Origin of the sequence: Cupriavidus sp. UBA2010, from assembly GCF_002335265.1 — a bacterium.
Taxonomy (GTDB): Bacteria; Pseudomonadota; Gammaproteobacteria; order Burkholderiales; family Burkholderiaceae; genus Cupriavidus; species Cupriavidus metallidurans.
This window is the reverse complement of the sequence record NZ_DDCI01000017.1, coordinates 137,215-150,104: the sequence shown is the minus strand read 5'-3', so window position 1 is coordinate 150,104 and position 12,890 is coordinate 137,215. Positions and strand designations below refer to the sequence as shown.

The following is a 12,890-nucleotide window of genomic DNA, read 5'->3' as shown; positions in this document are numbered from 1 at the left end:
TTCAGGATTGAGAGGTCTCGGCGCGGCGCGCGTCGGCTTCGAGCCGGTCCGCCAGCGCGCGAGCCAGGCCCGGCAGCGCCGGATACTCGGCCGTGATCACGTACACCGGCACATCGGCAAGAAAACTGCCCATGCGGCCCTTGGCGACAAAGCGCTCCGCGAAGGTCGACGCCCGTAGGGCATCGACAAAGCGTGGAACGATACCACCGCCGATATAGACGCCACCACGTGCGCCGAGCACCAGCGCGACATCGGCGGCAACCGAGCCGAGCATCCCGCAGAACGCGTCGAAAGCGCGGCGGCATATCGGGTCGCCCGCGCGCATCGCGCCGTCCGTCACCTGCGCCGGGGCCAGCGGCACCTCCAGAGGCGTACCCATTTCTGCGGACAGCGCAGCATGAATATGCGAGAGACCCATACCCGACAGCAGCCGCTCCGCCGACACGCGTCCAAACTGATCGTGGGCGGCGCGCCAGGCGATCCACTCGTCGTCGGTGACCGGCATGATCTCGATGTGTCCGCCCTCGCCCGCCAGCGCCACCGCGCCACCCGGCGCGGGAATCAGGCCGGATACGCCAAGGCCGGTACCGGGCCCGATCAAGGCCCGGGGCGCCGTGGCCACCGCCGTGCCGTCGCGTACCTGTACAAGACTGGCGTCGGGCAGATACGGCAGCGCCAGCGCCAGCGAGGTGAAGTCGTTGATGGCCACCAGCGTGTCGAGGTCGAGCGCGCGCCGCATGGCCTCGACCGAGAACGCCCAGTTGTGGTTGGTCAGCTTGACCTGGTCACCAGTGACCGGGTTGGCCAGGCCGATGGCCGCGTGACGCGGCCGGGCCGCGCCGCTACGCGTCAGCATGTAGAGCCGCATCGCGGCTTCGAGCGAGGCGTGCTCGGCCACCTTGTATGCGGTGATCTCGCCGATCCGCATCGGCGCTGTCTCCATGGCAAAGCGCACGTTGGTGCCGCCCACGTCGGCCAGAATCCGGGGATAGGACATCGCACGATCCGTCATGGGCTTAGACCCGGAAGACATCGACGCCGTGGCGGTGCCGTGCCAGCACGACACTGACCGGCAACGAGGGCGTCGGGGTCTTCAGCGCCTGCTCCAGCACGGCAGCCTTCTTCTCGCCGCTGATCGCCAGGAACATGCGGTCCGCCGCCAGCAACGCGGCCAGGTTCAGCGTGATGCGCGCATGGGGCGCGACGGACGGATGGGTAACGATGTAGCCCGGAGTCGGTTCGGACAGGGCGGTCTGAAGCTCAGGCGCATCCGGAAACAGCGAGGCCGTGTGACCATCCTCGCCCATGCCCAGCACCACCACATCCGGTTGCAGGAAGGCCTGATTCAGGCGCGCCACCGCGCTTTGCGGGTGCGCGGCCTCGGCCTCGTCGCGAATCAGCGGCGCCCAGGCCGCCACGCCCGCGCCTTCGCGCAGCAAGTGGCTGCGCACCATGGCTCCGTTGCTGTCTGCGTCATCGGGCGGCACCGCGCGCTCGTCGACCAGCGTGACCGTCACGGCTTCCCAGCGAACGGGGCGGTAGCGCAGCCGCTCGAACATGGCTTGTGGCGACTTGCCGCCCGACACGGCCAGCACGGCCCAGCCTTTGGCCTTGATCGCGAGATCAAGCGCGTGACCGATCGAGATGGCCAGCGATTCAGCCTGGTCCATCAACGTCGCATGTTCGAATTGGCGCATGGGCTGCTCCTTCTACTCCTTATGGTTCGCGTGTCGTGGTGAATCCGATGCTTCCGATGTTTCCGATCCTTCTGTGGCGCGTCAGGCCTCCTCGTGCCACAACGCGCCGTCGCGCGACATCAGGGCCGACGATGCCGCCGGTCCCCAGGTGCCGGCCGTGTACGGTTTGGGCGGCACGGTGCTCTGGTCCCACGTATCCAGAATCGGCTCGACCCAGCGCCACGCCTGCACCTGCTCGTCGCGTCGCACGAACAGGCCAAGCTTGCCGCGGATCACGTCGAGCAACAGCCGCTCGTATGCGCCCGCACGGCGCATCTTGAACGAGTTGGCGAAGTCGAGATCGAGCGAGGTCGGCGTCAGCTCCACGGTATCGCCCGGTTGCTTGACCAGGAAATACAAGCGGATGCTCTCTTCGGGCTGTAGCCGTATCACGAGCCGGTTCTGCGGCGACAGGGTCAGCGGCCTGGGAAAGATCGCATGGGGCACGTCGCGGAAATGGACCACGATCTCGGCCACGCGCGATTGCATCCGCTTGCCCGTGCGCAGGTAGAACGGCACCCCTTCCCAGCGCCAGTTGGCGATTTCGGCCTTGATGGCAACAAAGGTCTCGGTCGTGCTGTCGGCGGCGATACCCTGCTCGTCGACGTAGCTGACCACGGGCTTGCCGCCGACGGCGCCGGCGCGATACTGGCCGCGCACGGTCTTCTCGGCAACGTCCTGCGGCAGGATGGGCTTGAGCGCCTTGAGGATCTTGATCTTCTCGTCGCGGATCGCGTCTTCGGACAGGCTGGCCGGCGGTTCCATCGCCACCATGCACAGCAGTTGCACCAGGTGGTTCTGCACCATGTCTCGCAGCGCGCCGGTACGATCGTAGAAATCACCGCGTGTCTCCACGCCCAGTTCCTCGGCGATGGTGATCTGCACGTCCTGCACCCACTCGCGCCGCCACAGCGGCTCGAACAGCGCGTTGGCGAAGCGGATCGCCATCAGGTTCTGGACCGATTCCTTGCCCAGGTAATGGTCGATCCGGTAGATCTGTTCCTCGCCGAAATACCGCGACACGGCGTTGTTGATCGCCTCCGACGAGTCGAGATCATGGCCGAGCGGCTTCTCGAGCACCACGCGCACGTTGGGCGCATTGAGGCCGGTTCGCCCCAGTTGCTCGCAGATCGGCACGAAGATATGTGGCGCCGTGGCCAGATAGCACACGACCACTTCGGGCTTTCGGGCCAGCACCTGCTCGGCCAGCGCGTCGAAGTGCGCCGGCTGGCGCGCGTCGGCCTGCACGTAGCCGATACGATCCATGAACGAGGTCCACGCTTCGGGTGGCGCATGTTCGAGGCCAGGACGCACGCTTTCCTCGAGCATCGCCTTGTATTGCTCGGTGGTGTGCGGATGACTTCCGGTAGCGAGAATGCGCGAGGACGGGTGGAGACACCCCGTGCGGTGCGCGTCGAAAAGGGCTGGCAGCAGCTTGCGCCGCGCCAGGTCTCCGGTGCCGCCGAACAGCACCATGTCGAAATCGGGCAAGCTCACCCTGGGCTCCTTGCGGGGGATGGGGCGCCCCGGCAACTATTGAGTCCGCCGCGCGGCGCATTGGTTCCGGCCATGGTACGTCACTCGCCGCCGCTTGGGCAGGGGGAAGTGGCCACGAGCATGACCCGCGCCGCACATCGGACCCAAAGCGTACCCGTTTCTGCGTGGCCCGGATCACCGTGGCGGAACAACCGTGAGCCGCTTCAATCCCACATGCAGACGCCCTCGCAAACGGGCAGGTCGCCGATCCGGACGGCATTCCGATGATGCCCATGAATTTCGACTACGCTGATAGCGCCCTACAGGAGACTTCCATGCCCCGCCACCCCGTACTGGATGCGGTCACGGCCCGCATCGTGGCCCGCAGTGCCCCTACCCGCCAGGCCTACCTGGAGCGCACCCGCGCCATGGCGGGCCAGAAGGTCGAACGCGCCAACCTGTCGTGCACCAATCTCGCACACGGCGTGGCGGCGATGCCCGATGATGCGAAGATCCGGCTCAAGGCGCAGGAGCGGCCGAATCTCGCGATCGTGTCGGCCTACAACGAGATGCTGTCCGCACACCAGCCGCTGAACGCCTTTCCGCAGTGGATCAAGGAAGCCGCTCTGGACGCCGGCGGTACCGCGCAGTTCGCCGGTGGCACGCCGGCCATGTGCGATGGAGTCACGCAGGGCCAGGACGGCATGGACCTGTCGCTGTTCTCGCGTGACGTGATCGCGATGGCCACCGCGGTCGCGCTATCGCACCAGATGTTCGACGGCGTGCTCTGCCTCGGCGTGTGCGACAAGATCGTGCCAGGCCTGGTGATGGGCGCGCTGTCGTTCGGACACCTGCCCGCCGTGTTCGTGCCGGGTGGCCCGATGACGACCGGCATGGGCAATGAGGAAAAGGCGCACATCCGGCAACTCTACGCGGAAGGCAAGATCGGGCGCGAGGAACTGCTGGAAGCCGAGACACGGTCGTACCACGGCCCGGGCACCTGCACGTTCTACGGCACCGCCAATTCGAACCAGATGCTCATGGAGATCATGGGCCTCCATCTGCCGGGCACGGCCTTCATCAATCCGAACACGCCGCTCCGCGAGGCCCTGACCCGCGAATCCGCGCGCCAGGCGCTGCGGCTCGTTCACGGCGGCACGCGCTACATGCCGATTGCCGAAGTCCTGGACGAACGCGCCTTTGTGAACGGTATCGTCGGGTTGCTGGCCACGGGTGGGTCCACCAACCACACGCTGCACCTGATCGCCATGGCCCGCGTGGCCGGCATTCTGCTGACCTGGGACGATTTCGACGAACTGTCCGCCGCTGTGCCCTTGCTGGCGCGTGTGTACCCGAACGGCAAGGCCGACGTGAACCAGTTCCAGGCGGCCGGCGGGTTGCCGGTGGTGATACGCGGGCTGCTGTCGCTGGGGCTGCTCCATGACGACGTCAATACGATCGCCGGCACCGGTCTGGCCGATTACACGCGCGAGCCGGTACTGCGAGATGGCAAGCTGAGCTGGATTGACGGCCCGGTGAAGTCCCTGGACGACACCATCGTGCGCACCGCCGACAGCCCGTTCGCGCCCGACGGCGGTATCAAGCTGCTCGATGGCAAGCTCGGCCGCTGCGTTATCAAGACATCGGCCGTCAAACCCGAGCATCAGGTCGTGGAAGCACCCGCCATCGTGTTCCATCGCCAGGACGATCTGCTGGCTGCCTTCAAGCGTGGCGAGCTGGAGCGTGACTTCGTGGCCGTGCTCCCGTGGCAAGGCCCATCGGCTTGCGGAATGCCCGAGCTGCACAAGCTCACGCCGACACTGACATTGCTGCAGGATCGCGGCTTCCACGTGGCGCTGGTGACGGATGGCCGCATGTCGGGCGCATCGGGCAAAGTACCGGCTGCCATCCACGTCTGCCCCGAAGCGCATGCGGGCGGAGAGATCGGCAAGGTCCGCACGGGCGATATCGTGCGCGTGGATGCCCCCGCAGGCGTGCTCACGGTCAGGGTCGACGAGGCAGAATGGGCGTCCCGCCCCATGGACACGCCCGATCTGACACGCAATCGGCATGGCGTGGGCCGCGACCTCTTCGGCGGCTTTCGCGCGCACGTGAGCACGGCCGAAGCCGGCGCGTGCTCGCTGTTCGCGGAAGAGCATTAAGGGAATTAGGGGAATTGGGGGGGCGGCCGCCGGGATGGCGGCCGCGAAAGCGTACCCGTTTCTGCGTACGATTTTCGCGCGCTTCTTGCACGCGTTTTACGTGCGTGTGGGTTACGCGCGGGCGGCGTCGCCGCTTTCTGGCCTGCGTACTTCCTGCACGGGCACGGCCAGGCGGCAACCGGCATCCTCCAGCCGCTGTTGCAGCCGGCCGAAGAAGCCATACTGGACGCTCCAGAAGTCGCCGCTGTTCGTCCAGTAGCGCGCGTTCAGCGTGATGCCCCGGTCGGTGTAGCGGGTCACCATGACTTCGGGCTTCGGCTCGGGCAGCAGGCGCGACTCCTCGGTCATCATGGCCTTGAGCGCATCGAGGCCCGCCTGAATGTCGCTGTCGAACGTGACGATGGCCTCGATGTCCAGGCGGCGCGTCGGGTTCTCGCTGTAGTTGGTGATGGCGCTGCCCCAGATCTTGCCGTTCGGCACGCGCATGCACACGCCATCGGCCGTCGTCAGCTCGGTCATGAAGAGGCCGGTTTCGCGCACCGTGCCCGCCACGCCCTGCGCGTCGATGTACTGCCCGACGCGGAACGGTCGCAGCAGCACCAGCATGATGCCGGCCGCGATGTTCTGCAGCGTGCCCTGCAACGCCAGCCCGATCGCCAGGCCGGCGGCACCCAGCATCGCGATGATGCTGGCGGTCTGCACGCCAAACTGCGACAGCACCAGCACGATGGTCAGGATCCGGATGATCCATTGCGCCACCGCGGTCAGCATCGGCCTCAGGGTGTCGTCGATGTACGTGCGCTGCAGCGCCCGCGTCAACGCCCGGCTGACGCGGCTGGACAACCACCACCCGGTAACCAGAATCGCCAGCGCGGCCAGCAGGTTCAGCCCCTGGCTAACCGCGAATTGCGCGAGATAGGTCCAGGTGGCCTCGACTTTGGCGGGATCAATGAATTTCAGGTCCATCCGTCGGCTCCTTCCTTTCAGGGCAAAGCTCGTAGACACCCGTCGGACCGAGACGTTCCGGATCGGTCTTCAGCAAAAGCGTACCCATTTCTGCGTGACGCAGTGCAGCGAAACGGCCTAAATGTGCGCCTTACGATGCCTGAGAGGCCGAAATAGACGGTAGTGCGCCCATTCCGGACGCACGCGCTTGTCCCGGCGTCACCCCATAGGCGGCGCGGAACCTGTTATTGAAATGGCTGGCGGAGGCAAAGCCAGCTTGGTCGGCTACCTGTTGCAACGAGAGCCGCCGGTCGCCCAGCAGCCCGCACGCCCGTGACAGCCGCGCGCGCATGATCCAGACATGCGCGGGCATTCCGAATGAAATGCGGAACATGCGGGCGAAGTGGTACTCGGACAGATCCGCCAGCGCGGCCAGGTCTCCGAGCGTGGGATTGGCGGCCGGATGGGCATGAACCCACTCCGTCACACGCCGACGCGCGGCGGCGGAAAGACCGCCGCGCCAGTCGACCGAAGGCTGGCGCGTACCGTGCGACAGCAGCATCCGCGTCACTGCCTCGTGCGCCATCGCATTGGCGGCCATGCGCATGTCGGGCGCTTCCCAGTCGAGCGCAACCATGTGGCGGGTCAGCGCCACCAGCGCATCGTCTTCGGCAAACAAGCGGTCCTGCAACTGCAGCGCGCGTGGCTCCATGTCCAGCACACGCACGCAGTGCCAGGCCAGATGCTCGGGCTGGAAGTAGAGATGCATGAAGCGCTGCGTGCCGCCGACGTGCCAGCGAGACTCATGGTCGGCAGGCAGCAGGCACAGGCGGTCGGGCGCGCCCTTGCGGTCGGGTGCGTCGCGCCGGTACGTCGAGAAGCCGCCCTCGAGATAGACCGACATCGTGTGATGGCCGGGCCGCGCATACGCGGTGTCGTCCATCCGGTTGCGCCAGAGCGCGAGGCCAAACCCGTCACCCAGCGCGCAGGCGCGCTCCAGCGACGCACGCGACTGCGTGAGCGCGGAGAACACCGCGTTGTCATGGAGGGGTGTGGAGGGGACGGACATTGGGCGACTATAGCGCGATCACCGGCGCGCAGAAACGGGTACGCTTTTCTGCCGGCGAGCGGCCATGCCGCTCAGCTTGCCTTGGCCGGATGATGATCGTGCAGGCGATCGCGCTCGGTGAGATTCGGGAACAGGCGCATCCACGTCACCACCACGATCAGCGTGCCGACACCACCCAGCAGGACCGCGCCAACCGGCCCAAGCAGCGCGGCGGTCACCCCGGATTCGAACTCGCCAAGCTGGTTGGAAGCGCCGATGAACACCGAATTCACCGCGCCCACGCGTCCGCGCATGTCATCGGGGGTGTCGAGCTGTACCAGCGTCTGGCGCACCACAACGCTGATCATGTCTGACGCACCGAGCACCACGAGCGCCGCCATCGACAGCGGCAGCCATTTGGAGACGCCGAACACCATCGTCGCCAGACCAAAGATCGCCACGGCCGTGAACATCACGCGCCCGACGCGACGGTTGAGCGGGTTGCGGGCCAGCCAGAGCGCGGTGGTCAACGCACCGATCGCGGGCGCCGAGCGCAGCAGGCCAAGACCCCACGGACCGGTATGCAGGATGTCGCGCGCGTAGATCGGCAGCAGCGCCGTGGCGCCGCCGAGCAGTACCGCGAACAGGTCCAGCGACACCGCGCCCAGCAGCACCTGATGGCTTCGGATATAGGCAAATCCGGCGAACAGCGTCTTGAGGCTGGCCTGCGCGGTCATCCGCTGCGCGGCCTGCCGGAGCTTCAGCGTTGTGACCAGAACCGCGGCAATCGCGAACAGCGCGGCGCTGATCGAATAGACCACACCGGGCCCCGCTACGTAGGCAAAGCCGCCCAGCGCTGGCCCGATGATGATCGCGGTCTGCCCCGCCGAACTCGACAACGCCACCGCGCGTGGCAACTGGCGTGACGTCACCACGCTGGGCAGCAATGCCTGGAGCGTGGGGGTTTCAAAGGCGCGGCACCCGCCGATCGCGGCAACGAACAGGAAGATGTGCTCGCTCGTGACCCAGCCCGAGAAACTCGCCGCGGCCATCGATGCCGCGATCAGTGCTTCCAGCACCTGACAGGTACGCACCACGATGCGGCGATCGAACCGGTCGGCCACATGACCCGACATCAGCAGCAGGACGATCGACGGCAGGAACTGCACCAGCCCGACCATGCCGAGCATGAACGGATCGCGCGTCAGGTCATACATCTGCCAGCCGACGGCGACAGTGAAGATTTGATAGGCGATGGTGGTGCAAAGCCGGGCGAACCAGAAATGCCGGAAAGCAGGATCACGAAAGACGGTTTGCGGCTCGTCGGCCGCTTGTGCGGGGGCGGTGGACATGGGGTGTATCGGCGCTCGAAGGAACGCGTCGGAGATGCTTCAGCAGCACATTTTGTGTACTGCGAGGCGGGAAGCGCACGAATGCGTGCACTTGGACACAAAGGTGGTGATTCTAAACGAGGCGGTCGGGAGGTGCTGGCGCTTTCATGTATCAACGTTGATGCATTTATGCCACATGTCCGACAAAATTTACCGTTAACAATGTAGCTGCGAATCATTCCTATTTATACTTTCGAGGCCTTGTGACGCAGCACACGCTTTTCGCGACGTGTTGCGCACCATCAGGCACTTGTATTTGCCTACCTCGGATGTTCACCGTGCTGCCAGCTTTTCGCCTGACCCTTTGCGCCACCGGCGTCGCCCTGCTCGCCCTTCCTCTCGCCTCCCGCTCCCAGACCGCACCGGCCGCCACCCCGGCCAAAGAGACCACGCTCAACACCGTGACCGTGGTGGGCAATTGGCTCGAGGCCCCCAACGAGGAAAAGGTGCTGGAGCATCCCGGCGCACGGACCATCGTCGACCGGGAGGCCATTGTCGAGACGGGCGCCAATAACGTGCGCGACGTGCTGAAGCGCGTGCCCGGCGTGCAGGTGCAGGACAACAATGGCACGGGCGGCAGCGATATCTCGCTGAACGTGGGCGTGCGCGGGCTGACCTCGCGGCTCTCCCCACGTTCGACGATCCTGATGGATGGCGTGCCCTTGGCCGTGGCGCCCTATGGACAGCCGCAACTGTCGATGGCTCCTACCTCGCTGGGCAACCTCGCGGCAGTCGACGTGGTGCGTGGCGCGGGTTCGGTACGATACGGCCCGCAGAACGTGGGCGGCATCATCAACTTCGTGACGCGCCCGATCCCGCAGACTTTCGCGGCAGACGCGTCGGTCTCCACCGACATCTACAGCCACGGTGGCAATGCCAAGGCCAACCCCACCGCCTTCATCGGCGGCACCAACGACAACGGCCTCGGTGGCGCCCTGCTCTACTCCGGCGTGCATGGCAATGGCTACCGCGAGAGCAATGACAACGTCGATATCGACGACCTGATGCTCAAGGGCGCCTATCGGATCTCCAAGACCGACGAGCTCTCGGCCGCGTTCCACTACTACGAAGCGCACGCAGGCATGCCTGGGGGCCTCACGCCGGAGCAATTTGCGGCCAACCCGTTCCAGTCCACGCGCCCGTTTGACGATTTCTCGGGCCGCCGCACGGACTTCTCGCTCAAGTACGCGCACAACGACAACAACCGCAAGTTCGAAGTCCTGACGTACTACACCGACAGCTTCCGTGGCAGCACGCTCGAGCAGCCCAACGGCAGCCAGATGCGGCTGACCAAATCACCGCGCAACTATCACGTGTTCGCGATCGAGCCGCGCTACTCGCAGTTGTTCCGCACCGGCAGCGTCAGCAACGAGATCAGCGTCGGCTATCGCTATCTGCGCGAGGCCAGTTCCGAACGGGCGACGCGCACGGCCCTCTACACGCCGGGCAGCGTGTACGCGCCCGACCTGCCTGCCAGCCTGTACCAGTCCAGCGACGGCGGCACCACGGCCAACGCGATCTACATCGATGACACCATCAACTGGGGCAAGTGGACGATCACGCCGGGCCTGCGCTACGAATTCATCCGCTCGAACATCACGGACAACGTGACCGGCAAGCGAACCGACAACTCGGCGAACGAGCCGCTGCCGTCGGTCTCGGTGATGTACCACGTCACCGACAACTGGACCGCCTTCGCCAATGCGGGCGTTTCGTTCGGGCCCGTCCAGTACTTCCAGATCAACCGCACCACTAACGGTCTGACGCCCGAGAAGGCCAAGACTTACGAAATCGGCACGCACTTCAATGACGTGCACGGCTGGGGCGGTGAGCTGACGCTGTTCAACATCAACTTCGATGACGAACTGCAGCTGCGTGCCGGCCGGAACGGCTCGCAGGATGCATGGACGAACCTTGGCGCGACGAAGCACCGCGGTATCGAATCGGGGCTGCGCTTCGACTTCGGTTCGCTGACGAAAACGCTGGCCGGCCTGACCGCCTACGCCACGTACACGTTCACGGACGCCACCTACCAGCAAGGCGCGTTCGCGGGCCGCGACCTGCCCTTCTACTCGCGCCACGTAGCCACGCTGGGGATGCGCTACGCGCGTGACCGGTGGTCCATCAACGTCGATGGCTACGCGCAGTCGAAGCAACACTCGCCAGGCGACCCGGCCGGCGACAACCCCGTGTACCAGACGCAGCAATCGGCGGATGGCTCGCTTGGCGACATTCCCGGCTACGCGCTGCTGAACATGCGCATGGGCTACGACTTCGGCAAGGCCGCGCAGAACCTGAAGCTGGCAGTCGGCATCAAGAACCTGTTCGACCGCCGCTACTTCACGCGTTCCACCGATAACAACCGTGGGATGTACGTCGGCATGCCGCGCACGTTCTATATCCAGGCATCGCTGGCGTACTGACGGGTCACGCCGCACGCACCAACGGAAACGGCCCGCAGATGCGGGCCGTTTCCGTTATCGAACTGCGCTGGGGATCAGACGATCTCGCGCGTTTCCAGGAACCTGATGTTCGGGAAGCGCTCCTGCGTCAAGCGCAGGTTGACCATGCTCGGGGCAAGGTAGACATGGTCACCCGCACCGTCGAGCGCGACGTTGTGCCCGGCCTTGTCGATCAGCTTCTCGATTTCGGCCGGATCGCCCTTCAGCCAGCGGGCCGTGGCGCATTCGTGCGATTCGAAGATCGCATCCACACCGTACTCGTGCTCCAGGCGGTGCGCCACCACATCGAACTGCAGCATACCGACCGCGCCCAACACCAGATCGTTCGAAGCCAGCGGACGGAACATCTGCGTCGCGCCTTCTTCGGCAAGCTGCTGCAAACCCTTCTGCAACTGCTTGACCTTGAGCGGGTTGTTCAGTCGCGCGCGGCGGAAGAACTCGGGCGCGAACGACGGGATGCCCGTGAAACGCAGCGGCTCGCCTTCCGTGAACACGTCGCCGAGACGGATCGTGCCGTGGTTCGGCACGCCGATGATGTCGCCCGCGAAGGCTTCCTCAGTCGTGTTACGGTCCTGCGCCATGAAGGTGATGGCGTTGTTGATCGCGACAGTCTTGCCCTGCGACACGTGCAGCAGCTTCATGCCGCGATCGAAACGGCCCGAGCAGACGCGCACGAACGCAATGCGGTCGCGGTGACGCGGGTCCATGTTCGCCTGGATCTTGAACACGAAGCCGGTGAACTTGGCCTCCTCGGGCTCCACGGTGCGGCTTTCGGTCTGGCGCGCCAGCGGCGGGGGCGACAGCTCGCACAGCGCGTCGAGCAGCGACTGCACACCGAAGTTGTTGATGGCCGAGCCGAAGTAGACCGGCGACTGCTTGCCGGCCAGGAACGCTTCCTTGTCGAACGTGTGCGACGCGCCGCGCACCAGTTCCACCTCGATGCGAAGCTCCTCGGCCTGCGAGCCCAGGATGCGGTCGAGTTCCGGGTTGTCGATGCCGTCGATGATCGCCGCCGTGCCCTTCTCTCCCTTCGGGTCGAACAGTTGCACCTTGTCGTCGATCAGGTGATACACGCCACGGAACGCCTTGCCCATACCGATCGGCCAGGTCATCGGCGCGCACTGAATCTGGAGCACGTCCTCGATTTCATCGAGCAGTTCGATCGGCGAGCGGCCTTCTCGGTCCAGCTTGTTGATGAACGTGAGGATCGGCGTGGCGCGCAAACGGCAGACGTTGAGCAACTTGATCGTCTGCGCTTCCACGCCGTTGACCGAGTCGATCACCATCACGGCCGAATCCACGGCGGTCAGCGTGCGGTACGTGTCTTCGGAGAAGTCCTCGTGGCCCGGGGTGTCGAGCAGGTTCACGATGTTCTCGGGCAACTCCGGACGCGCCTGATACGGGAACTGCATCACCGACGACGTCACCGAGATGCCGCGCTGCTTTTCCAGCTCCATCCAGTCCGAGGTGGCGTGGCGATCGGCCTTGCGCGCGCGCACCTCGCCGGCCACCTGAATTGCGCCGCCGAACCAGAGCAGCTTCTCGGTCAGTGTGGTCTTACCCGCGTCCGGGTGGGAGATGATGGCAAATGTGCGCCGACGCGCAATTTCGGAAACGAGCGAACTCACGGCTGGGGGAACCTGGCAGGTGATATCTGGTGATGGCAAAGG

General features: G+C 65.5%; 9 protein-coding genes. 2 read left to right on the top strand and 7 right to left on the bottom strand.

The window, feature by feature from the left end:
• Position 1: 1 nt before the first annotated feature.
• The 3 genes from B2246_RS13290 to zwf all read right to left on the bottom strand — a co-directional run bounded on the left by B2246_RS13290 (position 2) and on the right by zwf (position 3,227).
• Positions 2–1,012, bottom strand: coding sequence for a glucokinase (locus B2246_RS13290; protein ID WP_286882424.1), 1,011 nt, complete (start codon positions 1,010–1,012; stop codon positions 2–4).
• Positions 1,013–1,016: 4 nt separating this feature from the next.
• Positions 1,017–1,697 carry a 6-phosphogluconolactonase gene (pgl, locus tag B2246_RS13285; protein WP_286882425.1) on the bottom strand — a complete coding sequence of 227 codons (681 nt, stop codon included), beginning with the start codon at positions 1,695–1,697 and terminating at the stop codon, positions 1,017–1,019.
• 81 nt (positions 1,698–1,778) lie between these two features.
• A complete protein-coding gene (zwf, locus tag B2246_RS13280; protein ID WP_024570298.1) occupies positions 1,779–3,227 on the bottom strand; it encodes a glucose-6-phosphate dehydrogenase in 1,449 nt (482 codons plus the stop codon).
• Between the two features lie 320 nt (positions 3,228–3,547).
• Between zwf and edd the strand changes: the two genes are divergently transcribed.
• A complete protein-coding gene (edd, locus tag B2246_RS13275) occupies positions 3,548–5,374 on the top strand; it encodes a phosphogluconate dehydratase (RefSeq protein ID WP_008646344.1) in 1,827 nt (608 codons plus the stop codon).
• A gap of 111 nt (positions 5,375–5,485) precedes the next feature.
• Here edd and B2246_RS13270 read toward each other — a convergent pair whose 3' ends face one another.
• From B2246_RS13270 to B2246_RS13260, 3 genes are all read right to left on the bottom strand, one after another.
• Entirely contained in the window at positions 5,486–6,340 is an 855-nt protein-coding gene (locus B2246_RS13270) for a mechanosensitive ion channel family protein (RefSeq protein WP_286882426.1), read from the bottom strand.
• Positions 6,341–6,470: 130 nt separating this feature from the next.
• On the bottom strand, positions 6,471–7,388 hold the full coding sequence (locus B2246_RS13265; protein WP_286882427.1) for a helix-turn-helix domain-containing protein: 918 nt from the start codon (positions 7,386–7,388) through the stop codon (positions 6,471–6,473).
• A 71-nt stretch (positions 7,389–7,459) separates the two neighbouring features.
• Positions 7,460–8,719, bottom strand: coding sequence for an MFS transporter (locus B2246_RS13260; RefSeq protein ID WP_286882428.1), 1,260 nt, complete (start codon positions 8,717–8,719; stop codon positions 7,460–7,462).
• Positions 8,720–9,036: 317 nt separating this feature from the next.
• On the opposite strand from B2246_RS13260, the gene B2246_RS13255 reads away from it, so the two are divergent.
• Complete coding sequence (locus B2246_RS13255) at positions 9,037–11,181, top strand: TonB-dependent receptor family protein (protein WP_411860097.1); 2,145 nt, start codon at positions 9,037–9,039, stop codon at positions 11,179–11,181.
• A 74-nt stretch (positions 11,182–11,255) separates the two neighbouring features.
• Here B2246_RS13255 and B2246_RS13250 read toward each other — a convergent pair whose 3' ends face one another.
• Positions 11,256–12,848 (bottom strand): peptide chain release factor 3, encoded by a 1,593-nt coding sequence (locus tag B2246_RS13250; protein ID WP_286882430.1) that lies wholly within the window; start codon positions 12,846–12,848, stop codon positions 11,256–11,258.
• Positions 12,849–12,890: the final 42 nt, after the last annotated feature.

Excerpts from the sequence above, each read along its gene's own strand:
- B2246_RS13290 (WP_286882424.1), bottom strand. The coding sequence starts at position 1,012 with ATGACGGATCGTGCGATGTCCTATCCCCGGATTCTGGCCGACGTGGGC.
- pgl (WP_286882425.1), bottom strand. The coding sequence starts at position 1,697 with ATGCGCCAATTCGAACATGCGACGTTGATGGACCAGGCTGAATCGCTG.
- edd (WP_008646344.1), top strand. The coding sequence starts at position 3,548 with ATGCCCCGCCACCCCGTACTGGATGCGGTCACGGCCCGCATCGTGGCC.
- B2246_RS13270 (WP_286882426.1), bottom strand. The coding sequence starts at position 6,340 with ATGGACCTGAAATTCATTGATCCCGCCAAAGTCGAGGCCACCTGGACC.
- B2246_RS13265 (WP_286882427.1), bottom strand. The coding sequence starts at position 7,388 with ATGTCCGTCCCCTCCACACCCCTCCATGACAACGCGGTGTTCTCCGCG.
- B2246_RS13260 (WP_286882428.1), bottom strand. The coding sequence starts at position 8,719 with ATGTCCACCGCCCCCGCACAAGCGGCCGACGAGCCGCAAACCGTCTTT.